12 protein-coding genes are annotated in these 16545 nt (G+C 46.5%); 10 read left to right on the top strand and 2 right to left on the bottom strand.

Annotated features, from left to right (window positions below; translation table 11 throughout):
• Positions 1-65: 65 nt before the first annotated feature.
• Positions 66-719: a TetR/AcrR family transcriptional regulator gene (locus tag GWP43_RS06840; RefSeq protein WP_162663539.1), complete on the bottom strand. Its 654-nt coding sequence runs from the start codon at positions 717-719 to the stop codon at positions 66-68.
• A gap of 414 nt (positions 720-1133) precedes the next feature.
• Here GWP43_RS06840 and GWP43_RS06835 point away from each other — a divergent pair, with 414 nt between their 5' ends.
• The 4 genes from GWP43_RS06835 (at position 1134) to GWP43_RS06820 (ending at position 7776) form a co-directional block, all read left to right on the top strand.
• Positions 1134-1742: a LemA family protein gene (locus GWP43_RS06835; RefSeq protein WP_162663538.1), complete on the top strand. Its 609-nt coding sequence runs from the start codon at positions 1134-1136 to the stop codon at positions 1740-1742.
• Positions 1743-2048: 306 nt separating this feature from the next.
• Positions 2049-4811, top strand: coding sequence for a tetratricopeptide repeat protein (locus GWP43_RS06830; RefSeq protein WP_230978129.1), 2763 nt, complete (start codon positions 2049-2051; stop codon positions 4809-4811).
• Between the two features lie 19 nt (positions 4812-4830).
• Positions 4831-6309, top strand: coding sequence for a 3-phosphoshikimate 1-carboxyvinyltransferase (gene aroA / locus GWP43_RS06825; RefSeq protein ID WP_162663536.1), 1479 nt, complete (start codon positions 4831-4833; stop codon positions 6307-6309).
• 153 nt (positions 6310-6462) lie between these two features.
• Entirely contained in the window at positions 6463-7776 is a 1314-nt protein-coding gene (locus GWP43_RS06820) for a sodium-dependent transporter (RefSeq protein WP_162663535.1), read from the top strand.
• Positions 7777-7910: 134 nt separating this feature from the next.
• Here GWP43_RS06820 and GWP43_RS06815 read toward each other — a convergent pair whose 3' ends face one another.
• Entirely contained in the window at positions 7911-8567 is a 657-nt protein-coding gene (locus tag GWP43_RS06815; protein ID WP_162663534.1) for a C39 family peptidase, read from the bottom strand.
• 387 nt (positions 8568-8954) lie between these two features.
• Here GWP43_RS06815 and GWP43_RS06810 point away from each other — a divergent pair, with 387 nt between their 5' ends.
• The 6 genes from GWP43_RS06810 to lptC all read left to right on the top strand — a co-directional run bounded on the left by GWP43_RS06810 (position 8955) and on the right by lptC (position 16393).
• Positions 8955-11903, top strand: a complete 2949-nt coding sequence (locus tag GWP43_RS06810; RefSeq protein ID WP_162664786.1) for a chromosome segregation SMC family protein — start codon at positions 8955-8957, stop codon at positions 11901-11903.
• Positions 11872-12216, top strand: coding sequence for a hypothetical protein (locus tag GWP43_RS06805; RefSeq protein ID WP_162663533.1), 345 nt, complete (start codon positions 11872-11874; stop codon positions 12214-12216). Before GWP43_RS06810 ends, GWP43_RS06805 begins: the two co-directional genes overlap by 32 nt.
• On the top strand, positions 12213-14093 hold the full coding sequence (locus tag GWP43_RS06800) for an outer membrane protein assembly factor BamD (RefSeq protein WP_162663532.1): 1881 nt from the start codon (positions 12213-12215) through the stop codon (positions 14091-14093). The genes GWP43_RS06805 and GWP43_RS06800 overlap by 4 nt, the downstream gene beginning before the upstream one ends.
• A gap of 84 nt (positions 14094-14177) precedes the next feature.
• The gene (locus tag GWP43_RS06795; RefSeq protein WP_162663531.1) at positions 14178-15101 is read left to right on the top strand and encodes a DUF4299 family protein; all 924 of its coding nucleotides are present in this window, start codon (positions 14178-14180) and stop codon (positions 15099-15101) included.
• 134 nt (positions 15102-15235) lie between these two features.
• Complete coding sequence (locus GWP43_RS06790) at positions 15236-15835, top strand: DbpA RNA binding domain-containing protein (RefSeq protein WP_162663530.1); 600 nt, start codon at positions 15236-15238, stop codon at positions 15833-15835.
• The gene (lptC, locus tag GWP43_RS06785) at positions 15836-16393 is read left to right on the top strand and encodes an LPS export ABC transporter periplasmic protein LptC (protein WP_162663529.1); all 558 of its coding nucleotides are present in this window, start codon (positions 15836-15838) and stop codon (positions 16391-16393) included.
• Positions 16394-16545 lie beyond the last annotated feature (152 nt).

Here is a 16545-nt window from a genome sequence, read left to right as displayed (position 1 = left end):
GTTAATTTTTGCTTGCGCCTTGCATCTGCTCCACCTATTTTCAAAAATGTTTATTCCATTAACCTTTAACCCTTTACTTGTTCCATCCAATATTGTTTCCAGCCGGCACAATGGTATACGTTAAAGTCGAGTATATATTCCACTGCTTCCGATTTTTTTAAGTTATGATAAAAAATTTCTTTTAGATTTTCAAAGTGAGACGTTACCATGACATGAATAAAAAAACGTATGCGCCGCGACATTTTAACGCCGTCTTGTTTCAGCCATTGAAGTGTTTCTCTTTCAGTTACATCGATTGCTTTATCGAAAATATGCTCGTAGGAGCTTCCCTTCGAACAGCAGACAATCAATTTCATCGCATCCCAATTATCATAAAAAAAATCCACCATTTTTAAGAACCGATGTTGTGATAGTTCGGTAATTGCAGAAAGATCGCTTGTTTTCATGCCAAAATTTTCAGCATCGAATATATCGTGATGCGTTACGATGTCTAAAAATTCATCGAACACACCGCTTACCAGAGCTTCGAATATGCCGTCCTTGTTATCAAAAAGATTATACAGCGCCCCTGTTGTAACCCCTGCTTTCTCTGCAATGGCGCGCACGTTAGTATCTGCAAAGCCATTGGTAAAAAACTCCTGTTTTGCAGCGCGCAAAATCTTTGCCCGTGTGTTGAGCTCATCCTTATCGGCCAATATTTTTTCCGTATACTTGTTCATATTCTAATAACTCTTCTATTAATCAATAACAATGTTACTAAAAAGGAGAATGAATGTCAAGCGTGGATTACTTTTATTCGTGCGGAGGGTTTAATACCCCGACGCTTGCGTCGGGGTTGTTGATTATGCAAACAGATTATTCCTTAAAATGCAATTTGAAAGCTATTTGCTTATTCCCCAGCAAATTCAAGCTCCTCCCAATCTCCTTCGGAATCCCTCTTAACTGTACAGTCTTCCACCTGTACCGGCGAAACCGTCTGCCGTTACAGCCTTTCTTTCATGCTGAAGCCCTACACTTATAGACTTCGGAACGTTGTTTCTTTTCGCTAAATGCTCTATACTTCGCCGTTGATTATTTGGCATGCATCAGTGTGCCAAATAATACTTTAAATTTTTTGATAGGAGCATCCGGTTATGAGCAAAGGATTAAAAACAGGACTCATTATTCTCGGCATTATTGTGCTGATTATTTTTTCGCTGTACGGTTGTGTAACCAGTTCGTATAATTCGATGGTAGCGGCGGATGAAAACGTTAAAGCGGCATGGAGTCAGGTAGAAAACGTATACCAGCGCCGTTTTGATTTAATCCCCAACCTTGTTAACACCGTAAAAGGCTATGCAAGCCATGAGGAAAAAGTCTTTACCGAAATTGCGGAAATGCGCTCCAGAGCAGGCGGCGTTATCAATGTTTCGGACGAAGTACTCAACAATCCCGAATCGTTTGAAAAATTCCAAAAAGCACAGAACGAGTTAGGCGGGGCACTGCAGCGGCTGCTTGCCATTGCGGAAAATTACCCTGAATTGAAAGCGAATGAAAACTTCCGCGACTTGCAAAGCCAGCTTGAAGGAACCGAAAACCGCATTGCCGTAGAACGAAAGCGTTTTAATGAGGCGGTACAGACATATAATCTACAGATTAGGCGTTTCCCGCAAGCGTTTCTCGCCAATATGTTCGGCTTTAGAGAAAAGGCATATTTTAAGGCTGATGAGCAAGCAGCAACGGCACCTAAAGTTGAATTTTAACTGATAAGGGGATGGCTCAAAAGTTATTACTTTTTCGCCATTCCCGAGGTTTCCTAAAAAAAGAATATGTTCGGTACCGGATGTATAGAAAACAAAAAGGAATGACCGGCTTCCGTCTTGTGGCAGTACATTTCTTTTTATTACACCTCGCTTGTTAGCAAAATATATTGAGAAATATTAGAACTTAAACACCGGACTAAGTTTTACATGAAAGGCATTTACCAATAAAAATAACTGCTGGGATTGCTCTGATTTATTTCTTCGATAGACTTTTTTTCTCTTTTTCGCTATTTTTAATGTATGGGGATGTTCAAACTTTACATCGATTATTTTAAAAGTAAGATTAAAAATCTGCGGAAGCCTAAAGAAGAAATTCCGATTGATTATGAAGAAATCGTTGAAGAACAATGGCAGGCAGATTTTTCCAAGCCTGAAAACTGCCGGTTTGCTGCTGAAACGGGTGACGGATATACGGCAGCTTTCACACCGCCTGAGCCTGCCGGAAACAATACGGGCAGCATCACGCTCGAAGCGCAGCGGAAGCATCTCTATGCGTGGACGGTCAATCCGGTATTCCGCTATAAGGATGTGATTATCGAAGCGGATATCCGTTTGCCGGAACCCGCAAAAAAGCCGGATGGGTCGAATACACCAACCGATAAGGCGGGAGGATTCGCTGCCGGAATCCTGTTCCGTTATATCAGCCAAAGTACCTTTTATGCGCTGATGATCTCCAATGCGGGATGGGTAAGGCTCGATGCGGTCGTCAACAGCACTCCGATGCCCCTCCTAGGATGGGTAAAAATCCCCGGTTCCGCTCATTCCGACGCCGATCATCATGGTTCAGATCACTCCGATCCAGATCATTCCTATTCAGACCATTCAAATCATAAAGAAGAGACGGATACAAAACGTGCATACTCAATAAAACTGATCGCGAATAATACGACCATCACCATTTTGATAAACGGCCATTGGGTTGCCTGCTGCGAGGATGACACCATTCAGGCAGCGGGAAAAATTGCCTTTGCGATTCAAAACTGGGAAAGCTACCCGCAGGTTACCGCGCAGCTTTCTCGCTTTTCACTAAACTCCATCCCGATGACGGTAGAAACGGCATACACGGAAGCGAACGAATTTTCTGCTGTGCCGCCGGATGCCCGCATCAGCCTTGCAAAAACGCTCTATGCGATGGGGCGGTATGTCCCTGCCCTGCTCCAGCTCCGGGCTGCAGCGCGGTTAAAGGAGCCGGAAGAAGCGGATCGGATACTGGCAGGCCGCATTTATTTTGCGCAGCGGATGCTTGACGAAGCCGAGCGGGAATTTCAATCGGTCTTGGAAGCGAATTCCTCCAACGAGGAAGCTTTTGCGGAGCTCGGCGGCATTTACTATCGGGCTGAACGGTATGAAGATTTACAGCGTTTACTGCAAAAAGTTCCAAAGCCGATGGTGGCGCAATCCTCATTCCTCTCAAACCTTGAAGGACATTTATACCATGCGCTGGGAAAGCACCAAGAAGCGGCCGAAGCATACCGGCGAGCTTTCACAATCAGTCCCAATCAGGGGCTTTTTGCCTTCCATCAGGCGAATGAACTCTACGATTGCGGGAAAAAGCCGGAAGCGGTAGATGCATATATGCAGGCTGCGCGCGCGTTTTTACAGCAGGAAGCCTACGATGACCTCTCGGAAGTTATTACGATATTGGAACGTATAGCGCCGAATGATCCCCGAACGCTTTCGATTGCCGGAAAATATGCTTACGCAGTGGGCAGATACGATGATGCCTTGCTCAAATTAAAAACGGCGTGCAAAAAAGGTTCAAAAGATTCCGCTGACTGGTACCTGTACGGACTGCTGCTCAAAACAGATGAACCGAAAGAGGCGGTCAAAGCATTTAAAAAAGCGTGTGACCTTGAACCCGAATACGGATTATATCAGTTCCGGTTAGCGGAAGCGCTCTATTTAAGTAATGGAAAATATCAACCGGTATTGGAACAAGCGCTCGCCGCCGATCCTCAAAACGGTTGGGTGCATAATTTACGTGCATTAGCAGCATTGAGCGAAAACGATATTGAACAGGCGGAAGCGGCAGTTGCGGAAGCGCGCAGGCTGCTGCCCGATGAGGTATCCCTGTTGGTAAACTACCTTGAAGTACAACGCAGGAAAGGACAGCTTGCAAAGTGCCTGCCGCTCTTCGATATTGAAAACGGAACTGCCGACCTTGCGGTAGAACGGAATCGGGCAGCTGCGTTCCATGCCTTAGCGAATGCATTTGCCGACGACGATGCCCGCGAAGAAGCGCAGCAGTGGTACTATAAGGCATTAAAACTCGATCCGAAAAATCCCGAGCTTCTCACCGATAAGGCTGAAAACGACTATGCGCTCTTCCTTCTAAACGAAGCCGATGACGGTTTGGTTAAGGCGCTCGATATTCAGCCGTCCGTACGGATATATCAGCTGATTGCATCCATATCCGTTCAAAAAGGCGACTATGCCCGTGCAGAGGTAACACTGCGGACAGGACTTGAAGCCTTTGCCGACAGCCCCGACCTGCATTACGACCTTGCCTGTGTGTACCGCAACACAAAACGGTTCGAGCAGGCACAAGCGCAGGTTGTACAGCTTAAACAGTACGAAACGTCGGAACGTGTCGAGGCGCTTGAACAAGCCCTCTTGCAGGATACCGGCACAACCGATCAGCCTGCCTCAGAGCAAAACGCTGAACAAAAACCCAAGAAGACATCCTCGGCAAAAAAAACAAGCAGAGCTTCCAAATCCGCCGCGGATGCAGAAGAACCCGTTAGCAGTACCAAGACAAAAAAAAGGGCAAGCGCCAAGTCTATTGCAGGCGAAGAAGGAGCAGATGCAACAAAACCCGCTACAAGCACCAAGGCAAAAAAAGCTGCATCTGCTAAGTCTGCTGCGGACACGAAGGCTCCTGCAAGAGCCAAGTCCGCTGTAAGCAAAAAAAGAACAGCAGCGACTGAGCCTGCTGCAGAAGAGACGACCGATACAAAAACCGAAAAAGCGGCGGTAAAAAAGCCTCGAACAAAGAAAACAGCTGAATAACGGAACGAACTATACCATAATGAATCTCAGAGTAAGTACGCCGTCTTTTTGTGGAACGATGACGGCGCCTTCTTCCAAAAGCCATACGATCCGCGCCCTCATCTGCGCCTCTTTAGCGGACGATACTTCGTTTATTACCGCACCCCTTATCAGCGGAGACATGGAAAGCGCCGTGCAGGTACTGCGTCAGCTTGGCGTTACCATTACGGAAGTATCGAATAATCCGCTTGTACTCAAAGTTACGCCGCCATCCGGCGGTCTCCTCGCCTCCGCAGAGCGCGATGCAGCTGGCACAAACATCGGACACAGCGAGCAAAGTGACAAACCAACAGAACTCGTCCTCGACCTCGGCAATTCTGGTTCCCTCCTCTACTTTTTAGGCATGATCCTTGCCGCCACTGATATCCCGGTGTGTCTCACTGGAGATGAATCCCTTCGGAGCCGCCCCGTAGAACCGCTCCTTTCGGTATACCGGCAGGCGGGTATCCCGTACTCGGCGGCAAGTATTAAAAACGGTACAGGCAGCATGGAAGTCCCGCCGCTTCGTTTTTGCGGCCCGCTGCCGGCCGGAGCATATCAACTCGACGGCCCCTTTTCCCAACCCGTAACGGGGCTCCTCCTTGCAGCACCGCTTTTAAACGGGATGAGCCGCATTACCTTTAACAAGGCCGGGGAACGGCCGTATCTCAGGATGACCTGTGCTTGGCTGCGTGTTGCCGGTATCGAGGTACTAAACCGCGGCGATTGCTATTTTGAGGTTGCAGGCGGACAGCGCTATCGTGCCTTTACGCAAACGATACCAGGCGATTGGTCGTCCGCCCTCTTTCCTCTGACAGCAGCCGTCATCTGCAATGCGGCGCTTACGTTGACCAACCTCGACCCCGCAGACACGCAGGGAGATTCACAGGCGCTTTCGATCCTCAAAGCAATGGGAGCGGACATCCGCTGCGATACGGAGCGCCGCACGGTTTCGGTATTTCCCATATCCGGCACACTAAAAGGCGGACGCTTCGACTGTGCGGATATCCCCGATGCGGTTCCCATCCTCGCCGCTGCCGCCGTGTTTTGTACGGGAGAAACACGGCTGCTCAACGCCGGTGTGTGCCGCTTTAAAGAATGCGACCGGCTTGCTGCCTCGGTGGAAGAACTCGCAAAATTAGGAGCGGATATCACCCAAGGGGAAGATTTTCTCCGCATCGGCGGCATCGACGGCAGTGGTGGAAATAGCAGCACTGCAAACGGCAGCGGCAGACAGAAACTCCATCCCGCACGGGTACGGAGCCGTGGTGATCACCGCATCGCGATGATGCTCGCCGTCGCAGCCTGTGGAATTGCCGCACGTTATCACAGCGAACAACAATCGGATACAACGAGAGAAAATACCGAAAAATTTTCCGAAACCTCTTGTATAGAAGATTTTGATTGTGTAAGAATATCCTACCCTCGGTTTATCGAGGATATGAATGCGGTAGGCGCCGCTTTTAAAGAAGCAAGGTAAACGCATCGGGCTGCTTTTGACTATCCCCGCATAATAATATAGGCTGTTCAACCAAATTTGAACCACTTCGCGGCTCAAATGGTCTCATTGCCTATATTATTATGTAGAATTTATTTGACTCTGCCTGATGTGTTTACCCGATTGAGGTTACGGATGAAACAAAAACGAGAACTTTTTAAAACAAACATTGGAATGCTCCTTGCCTGCGTAGGCTCGGCAATGGGCTTAGCAAATATTTGGATGTTTCCCGCCCGCTTAGCGGAGTTCGGCGGCATCACGTTTCTTATTCCGTACCTCATTTTTTTATTCGGCTTTTCCGCCTTTGGGTTGATGGGAGAATATGCATTCGGACGCAAGATGCGTAAGGGGCCGGTACTTGCCTTTGAATCGGTTATTGCGCAAAAAACCGTGAATCCCCTACTCCGCGGTATCGGCTGGTTTCCGGTCGTAGCCCTTATCGGCATTTTATCGTTCTACACCGTTATCATCGGATGGATACTGCGTTATCTTGTATTGGCGATTACCAATACATTTCCAGTGCTGCATCCTGCTTTTTTCGAATCCTTTGCAGGAACGCCCGCCAATATTCCGTGGACGCTCGCAGCCCTTGTTGCAACGGCGCTGATCGTCAGTCTCGGCATTCAAAAAGGCATCGAACGCTTTACCACCGTGATGATGGCAACTTTTTACATCGTTGTTACCGTGATGGTTATCCGTGCACTCACCCTGCCGGGAGCGTTACGCGGAGTTGCCATAATGCTGAGACCTAAGTGGGAAGTATTCGGTCATTTCAGAATCTGGATATATGCGCTGGGCATGGCATTCTTTACCCTCAGTCTCGGCGGAGCTGCAATGCTTGTATACGGAAGCTATATGCCGGAGGGTTCCGATGTTCCTCGTACCGCCCGCCAAACGGCAGGCTTGGATTTTCTTGCTTCGATAATGTGCGCCCTGTTTACCGTTCCGGTCGCATATTCGCTTGGAATCAATCCGCAGGCGGGAGCCGCGCTCCTCTTTATTGCCGTACCTAACATTATCGCACACATGCCGGCAGGCTATATCTTCGGCATCCTCTTCTTCCTCTGCGCACTGTTTGCCGCCCTCACCTCTTCAATTGTTATGCTTGAAGTCCCGGTTGAGTCGCTGATGTCAAAATTCAGAATCGGCAGAAAAAAGGCTGCGATTATTATCACCGTGTTAGCAGCCGGTATCGCCGTACCCCTCAACTTTGACATGAGGGTATTCGGCACCTTTACCGACACCATTGCCATCATCATTTTTCCGCTCGCAGCAGTTACGGCGGCCTTTGTTATCTTTTGGGTATATGGGGCACAGCGAACACTTGAGGATATCAACCTTCATGCCAAGCATAAGGTCGGTAAGTGGTACGCCCCCTATATGCAATATGTCTTTGTGCCCGTATGCCTGATTTTAGTTATTGCCGGCATCTTCCTCGGAGGACTGTAAATCGGGTACTCCCCGTACTTACAATTAGTTCTTGGGAAAATTGTTTTTATATCGTGTGTTCTGCCTCTGTATGTTGATTTTCTTGCTTGCTTTTACTTATTATTATCTTCACTGTAAGCGTTATAAAAAGCGATTTAATACCGATTACAAACTATAGCCCAGTTCTTGAAAAATATTTTATATCCGCCATTATTCCATAAATCGATTAATTCTTCATGCGAATAATATCTATTACCAACAAGACAGCCTTCATCAATAAAAGTTTTTCGTCCATTTTCAATATTTTTCTTTTGCAGTGAATCATACAACATAAAACCATGCTCATCATACCCTAAGACTGTCACATAATGTTGAACATGATTGATTTTTATGAGCATAATTATGGGAGAACCTTTTGCAATCGTTTCTTTTATCCAATGAATCTTTGTATCACTTGTTTTACCGTTTAAAATATACTCTGTTGCCCCTATACCGTATCTATGTAGGAGTTCTATTAATCCTATAGGGAATGTTAAATTTTTATGCATTCGCCATCTCATTTCCTTTGCAAGCAGTTCAGGAGAGATTACTTCGCTTTTTAAAACGTTAATTACAGCCATCACCGAATAAGGGCTGCAATTATTCAGTGTTTGCCGGTAAAATAAATTATCGTCAAGGTTCAAAACGAAACTATTCGGATATGTAGGTGTATCTATTCGTATATACGAAGGAAAAGATCGTCCGAATGCAAATAAAAAGAGCATCAAAATCAGACACACAAAACCTATCCCTCCGAGTACTTTTTTCCGCATCTGCTGCTTTCTATCCTCCCTTAAAATTGAACAACTGAACAAAGTGTCAATTTTGGAAGTTGTTCAATTAGTGCGCGATAGCGCACATATAATCTACGATGTTTGCCGAATGGCAAACTCGCAGTGTTTTTCAGCCGCGCTATTTCAGCGGCTGAAAATAAACGTCCATATTCACTATACTTCTTTTTGACCTGCTTAGTAAGAGTTTAGGGCATCTCTAAAAACTGAGGTTTTTAGAGATGCCCTTTAGATCTATTTTCCATAACAGCATAAAATTTCCTTCGGCCGGATGTTCACAATATCCTCAAAAAAGTATAAAATACAAAAGATTGCCGATTATCTTGAATGAATGGGAAACGGCAAGTTCTTGAGGAGTTAATAGACAGGGTGTTTCTTAAAAGTCTTGAAATATTCGGATTTAAATCGTTTGCGGATAGGACGCGGATAGAATTTGCGGAAGGTATTACCGCCTTGCTCGGCCCGAACGGCTGCGGTAAAAGCAATGTCGTCGATGCGATGAAGTGGGTGTTGGGTGAGCAGGCGTCAAAAACGCTCCGTGCGGAGAAGATGGAAGACGTTATCTTTAACGGCACCGAGTCGCGGAAGGCGCTCAATGTGGCGGAAGTTACGCTGACTATCAGCAACGAAAACGGATTGTTAAATCTTGAAGTAAGTGAAATTGCCATAAAGCGCAGGCTCTACCGGTCGGGAGAAAGCGAATATTTTATCAATAATACGCCGGTGCGGCTCAAAGAGCTGCGGGAGCTTTTTTGGGATACGGGTGTCGGAAAGGCGGCGTATTCAGTCATGGAGCAGGGAAAGATCGACCAAATTCTTTCCAGCAAGCCGGAAGACCGCCGCTATTTGTTTGAAGAAGCCGCCGGTATTACGCGATTTAAAGTACGCCGTGCCGAAGCGGAGCGAAAACTGCAAAAGACCGAAGAAAATATGCGTCAAGTGGAAGGCGTATTGGGAGAGGTACGCCGCTCCTACGATGTTCTGAAAGTACAGGCGGAAAAAACCGTCAAGCACCGGTCGCTGCGGGATGCCATCTTTGAACACGACCTCGATATCCAGCTGTTGCGCCTTAAAAAATTCACCGACGACTACGCACAACGCGAGGAAAGCATAAAAGAAGCCAAAGCTAAGCGCGATGATGTACAGACCAAAATCGATTCCATCCATACAATGCTTTCCGAGAACATGGACGAAGTCAACAGCTTGGAAAAAAAGCTCGACGAACATCAAAAAGAGATTTACGGACTTGCCATCGAAAAGCGCGGAAAGGAAAATCAGGCGCGTTTACAGGCAGAGCGGCAAACCGAGCTTAAAACCAAACTCGGTCAGCTGGAGCTGCGCAAGACGGGGCTTGAAGAGCGTATCGAAAACCTTGAAGAGGACGCCGGAGAGCAGGATGCGAAGGTGCACGACTTTAAAAAGAAAGTGCAGGATATTCAAAAAAATATCGATGACTTTGAAGAAAGTCTCCGGCTTGCGTCGCAAAAAATTACCGATAACGACACCGCCCGTATGACGCTGCAGGAACAGATTGAAGACCTCGATAAAAAACGCGCCGGTATGGAAACCGAGCTCCGCGCCATCACCGAAGACATCGTTACGGAACTGGATAAGAACCTTTCCGCAGCAGGTTATTCGGCGCAGGGACGCGGCAAGCTGGAACAACAGGTTTTTGACTGCATCAGTCAAATCAAGGTGCTGTTAAACGGCCGCAAGAATATCTTTTCGGACTTTGCCGCACTCAGCGATCATACTGAAAAAGAGACTGCGCTGTTTGCCGACAATGCCGTACAGTCGTTTACCGAGCTGCTCGGCTTAACCGAATCGCTGGAAACATATTTGCAGGAGTACAAAAAATCTTCTGCAAGTTTTATCGACGATTTTTTAGCACCGGAAGGTATTATCACTCAAAAGCGCAGTATTGATGCGGCAATCGAAGCAAATCGAAATACAATAGAAGAAAAACGAAAAAAGATAGCAAGTCTACATACCGAAAACGAGCAGCTCGCAGTAAAAATAAACGAGTACCGGAAAACGTTGGAAGATCTCCGTATCCATAAAACCAAGATGAAGGCTGAATCAGACGCTGCCGAGCAGCAAGCGGCGTTTTTGCGGAAAGAATTGACGGTACAGCAAAACGCGCTCCGCGATCTTGAAAACGAGCTGTATACGGAGCAAAAACGCTTTGACGAGGTAAAAGAACAGCTCCTCGAAATTGAAGGAGAAATTGCGTCGATTGACCGCAAGGGGCGGCAGTTGACCGAAGCGCTCGAGCAGCTGGAAAAAGAAATCACCTCCCGCAACAACGAGCTTTCGAGCAACGAAGGGACGCTGAAAACGCTCAATGCGGAACTTGCCAAGCATAATTCACTCATCGAAAAGTATTATGTCGATACGGCAACTCTTGAAATCGAAATCAAAAACGTCAAAGACAACTTTAGAGAAACCCATTCGCGTGAATTGATGGAATTTGAAGAGCGGATGTATAAAATCACCGCTTCCCCGATGGATTTACGGACGGAACTTGCCGAGTTGCGCAAACAGCTGAAAGACCTCGGCAGTGTCAACCTGATGGCTCCGGAGGAATTCCAAGAAGTAAAGACCCGATTTGATTTTTTGACCGGACAAATCAACGACCTTGATAAAGCCCGTTCGGATTTGCAGCGGATTACGGATGAAATAAAGGCGGAGTCTACGGAGCTGTTTCTTGTAACCTATAATAAGATCAAAAAGAACTTTCACAATATGTTTAGGCGGCTCTTCGGCGGCGGCAGGGCGGAAATTAAGCTAACCGATCCCAAGCAGGTATTGGAATCGGGCATCGAGATTTTCGCGCAGCCTCCGGGGAAAAAGCTGGAGAATATCGGTCTATTATCGGGCGGAGAAAAATCCATGACGGCGGTGGCGCTCCTTTTTGCAACATACATGGTTAAACCATCCCCGTTCTGTCTCTTGGACGAGATAGATGCTGCGCTTGACGAGCAGAACGTCAGCCGCTTCGTTACTGCCCTGTCCGGCTTTGCGAATGTCAGCCAATATATCGTCATCACCCATAACAAAAAAACGGTACTCGGCGCAAACACCATGCTCGGTGTTACGATGGAGGAATCAGGCGTCTCCAAACTCATTGCAATCAAATTGGATAATGATATTGAGTTATTAAAGCAGGAGAAAGCGGAAGAAGATGCCGATACTTTTATAGAAGAGGATGTAGAACCTGAAGAAGGTATCTACATTCCGTCGCGGCCGCCGAAACGACGACATACAATTCAGGAGGAACAGCCGGATGAACATCATAGAAACGATTCGGACGCATAAGCTCATCGTTCTAGCTTCTGCACTCGGTTTACTGATTATCATGTTGATTATTTCCGTGATTATTTTACTAAGCGGAACAAAAAAGCCGAGTGTCGATCCTGATGAAGTAATGATTTCAATCGATCCGGTGATTTTTATGCTTCCCGACGAGCCGCTTGAACTTCCGCCGGTACAATATTCGCGCAAACAAAAGAAAATCTGGACTGATTCGGATTTGCAGTATTGGTATACGATTCCCGATGCGGAGCAGATGCAAAAACTGCACGATATAAATGAGCGGCAAATGAACAAATTATGGGAGAGTGTTCCGTGAAAAAATCGATCTATCCGCCCTGCCTTATCCTTCTCGTATTACTCCTCGTGCCGGTTACCGCCTGTACGACAAAGACCGCTGCGGAAAAGCCGCAGGATACCCCTTCGCGGCAGGAACAACCCGCTGTAGAAGCGGATTCTCACACCGACAATACAATGTCTCCGCAGCCGACAAAACCGGCAATGCAGCCCGATGCGGTATCGGGTGCGACAATCGATACCGTATCCGGCGCGACCGTATCCCAACGGCAAAAAAGAACGCCTGCATCGGAAGCAGTAGGAGCCAACAAAGGTATGGCAACCAGCGGCGCAGCCGTATCTCAAAAGCAACATACTCCGGCAGCTACCGCAGGTAAAACGGCCGGTCAAAAGAACACTGCCGCAGATAAAACCGCCGCGAAAGCACAGAGCGAACCAACGGTAACAGCAGCTGCACAGCATTCCAAACAGAACAGTAGCGAGGCAGTTGTACAGAACGAAGAAAATAGTGGCAAGACGACCGTGCAGGATTCGACTGCGGCCGCCTCCCCTGCCCTTGCTGCCGCCGATACATCTGTCCCTACAAAAACCGCCGGTGAGGCAGAGCCTACTGCAGCAGCCGGTGAGTCTGTACCTGCCGAAACTGCCGGTGAGCTGAAATCGGCCGCTTCCAATTCCGATACCGTAACCGCCGAGAACACGACAACGACAGCAGCAGATATCGCTAAAGCCACCGAGAACACGCCACAGCCCACAACAACGGCAGATACAGCCGTCGAGCAGGTTCCGACAGCTCCGTCTACGGGCGAACCGGTACCGCTTGCAGCCGCAGACACGCCCGTCCCTTCTGTAGAGCAGAACGTACCGGCGTACGAAACAACGCTTGCGGATCTTATCAGTGATTTTGAAAAACAGGGCGGCAGCCACGGCTACGAACCTCCACCGACCTTCCAGGAAGAAATGCGCGACCTTTTTTCTCCGCAAATATTTACCGTTGCGCTTTCCAAAGAACCGGAAACCGAACAAAAGCCCAAGGTTTCGCGCATGGTTGCAGTCGAAGAAAAACAGCGATTAGAGCTCACCTATCCGGGGCACGGATGGGTCTATGTCGGCGAACAAACTTCCCAACCGGGATTAAAGTATGAGCAGCGGAAACTACAGGATGAAAATTCGATTTTTATGTTTACAGCGGAGAAAAAAGGGGATTATATACTCCATTTCTCCTATTTCGACGTATTTACCAATGAGTTTGTCACCGATGCGGTAGCTGTATCGGTGAGCGCCGCCCGCTCAACCGCAGCGAAAGCAATGGTAAAAGCGCCGGACTATCAAACCGAAGCGGATTCCGATACGACAGAAGCGCAAGCTAACAAAAATACGCAAGCAGCCGCTTCTCAGTCGTCAAGCAATTCGACCGCAAACACCGGAACCGGCACGACAACACACACGGTACAAGCAGCCTCCGAAGCTCCGCAAACAGCGAGTACCGGTTCGCAAAGCAAAACTTCGGAACAGGCTATGACCGCCGGAACGGCGGAAGCCGCATCCTCAGCTGCCGGAAATACCGGCGATTCAACCGGACAAAGCCCCACAGCAGCAAGCGAAGAAGTACTCAGCCCCGATCAATTGCTCGAAAAGGCACGTACGGCAATCGCAGCTGCGGATGCAGGCAAGGCCTTAACATATCTGAACAATTTCTTTACCACTGCGGAAGAGAAATTGGATGAAGGGTGGTTGTTGAAAGGACGCGCGTATGAATTAAACGGTTCCATGCGCAATATCAGACTTGCCCTCGACGCATATAAAACGCTTACAGATGGTTTTCCGCAAAGTAAGTATTGGGCGGAAGCGGATGCACGGATACGGTATATCACCGGTTTTTATATCAATATCCAATAAGGCAAGGATGGCGAAAAAGCAACCGACTTTTGAGTTTTGAGACATTCCCATCTAACATACCACCTAAAGTACATGGAGAAACGAATGAGCATATCGTTTTATATTAAAAACAAAAAAAGTATTTTGGGAAGTAAGGCTCCTATGACAGTGGAACAATGCTTAGCGCTTTCTTCACAAAAAATAGAGCAATTTACCTTTGATGAGACAGAAGATGATTTTGATGCAAAGGAATTCTATAACTCATCAATTGCAGATTATGAATGTTTGCTCTGTGGAGTATATGAACGGAGTTCCCGCGGTTTTGAACTTTCTTTTGAAAAGGATCTCAATGAATATGCCGTGAGAATTTTCACCCCAAGCACACAAGAAGACTGGGAAGTTGCTTTAAAATATATCAAAGATCTGGCAAAGAAATTAGGCAGTGATATTGTAAGTGAAAGAGATGAATATTTCACAGCTGAGAACATTGAACAATTCAATTATACCGATGATATCTTATTCGGAATAAAATCTTGTTTTGATAAAGATTCAGAAGAATACATCAGTTTGGGCATTTTCCGTGAAGTTGCGCTGAACAAAAAAATTATAGAAGGATTTCTAAATGCTGAAAATCCGATAGCGGCATTTAGCACATTCTATAAAGAGATTCAGTATTTAGACGCTTTTTCAGCAAATCAGATGTTTTTTGAGGATAAGAACACTAAACAAATTATTGGAATGTATGCCCTCACCCAAGACGTAGAAACCATTTTGCCCTATAAACCAAGCGTGGAATACAAGAATATAAACATAGTAAAAAATGAAGATGTAAACGCTTGGAAAGCAGCCTTAATGATTATAAACGGCGATCCCGATGATAAAGACTCTTATCAGCAGGCAGGAGAGGTAGAATATTCCGATTTTATAGCACGGCTGCCGAAAGGCAAATATCGATTTATAGATGCTAACTACATTATAGTTACAGCCTTAACGCAAGAAGATATTTTGAACATCGTCAGGAAAAATTAAACCTGCCCTTGAGTAAATTATCTATCTATGGCAGTATTGTCGCATTACAGTGTCGGTTAATCCGGCGCACGATGAATGATTTTCAGTTATGTTATGCTCCGATGAGGCGGAGCTGAGTTGAAGAGGAGAATATTGTGGTAAAACATACCCCCGCATTAAATGAAGAACAAATCACCGCATTTCTTAAAGAAGCAGTAGAAACAGTTAAAACGGAAGAAGATCCGGATGTCCTTAACGCCTATCGTAAGATTTTCAGAAAGAATGTACCCTTTACGCTGCGTTCTTATATTGCTGCTTATTTAATCAAAGAATTTGAAGGCTCTGCCTTCCCCCGCTCAAAACCGTATAGTCGGCGTCCGAATCCCCGTTTCGGAGATCGTTCACGAGGTTATTTTTCCGATCGTCCGCCGGTAGAACGCCCGATGCTTGAACCGTCCGAATCGGTGAGCATCTTTATGAGTGTCGGCAGAAGCCGCCGTGTATTTCCCCGTGATATTATTACGCTGCTTATCCAAAATGCAGACATAAGCCGCGAACGAATCGGCGATATCCGCATTCTCGACAATTACTCATTCGTGCAGGTAATGAATGAAGATGCAGATAAAATTATTGAAAAACTCAATGATTTTCCGTACCGCGGTAAGAATCTTTCCGTCAGCTATTCCCGTAAACCGGAAGCGGAAGGGATCATTACCGAAACCGTCATCGAAGCAACCGGAAGTGATGCGGAATAGATGAAGCTGTGGCCTGTCCTTATTATCTTTATCTGCACGGCGTGCTCGTTTAATTATCAGGAACTGCCGGAACAAACGGTGCCTCAACCTGATATGATATTTACAAACGTCACATTAAAGCGATACGAGGATACACTCGTCGATTTAAGTGTGTATGCACAAGAGCTCGAAATGTACGATGAAGAAAAAATTTGGGCGGGCAAGCACATCAGTTTTATACAGTACGATAAAAAAACACAAAAAGAGTCTATGAAGGGACAAACCGGTATTTTATACATCGATGAAAAAGCGGAAGAATACTCGCTTGGCGACACGGTATCCTTTCAGTTGATTGAAGATGATTTTTCTATCCGAAGCCCCGCCCTCATTTGGAAAAAAAAAGAAAACTTCTTATCGGCGCCTGCGGATGAAACGGTAACAATCACTCAAAAAGATGAAATTACCATCGAAGGTAAAAGCTTTGCAGCAAATACCGCTGCAAAAGAATTTGCCTTTAACGAAGGCGCCACCGGCACTATCCTTATCAAAGAAAAAGAGACAGCCCAGCCGCTCGATTAATACGGATTCGCTTGTCTTAAAGATTAATTTCCATCGTTTTTAATCTCCCCGATGCTAAAACGGCACATTTTTCCTTAACATTTTCATGAAAACAGCAGTTTTTTTCCTCAAATCTTTAGCCGAATTGCTGATCATGCCCTATATATCCTTTA

The sequence above is a fragment of the Treponema vincentii genome, assembly GCF_010365865.1.
Taxonomy (GTDB): Bacteria; Spirochaetota; Spirochaetia; order Treponematales; family Treponemataceae; genus Treponema.
Note: the sequence above shows the minus strand (reverse complement) of the source record. Positions and strands in the feature narration are given on the sequence as shown.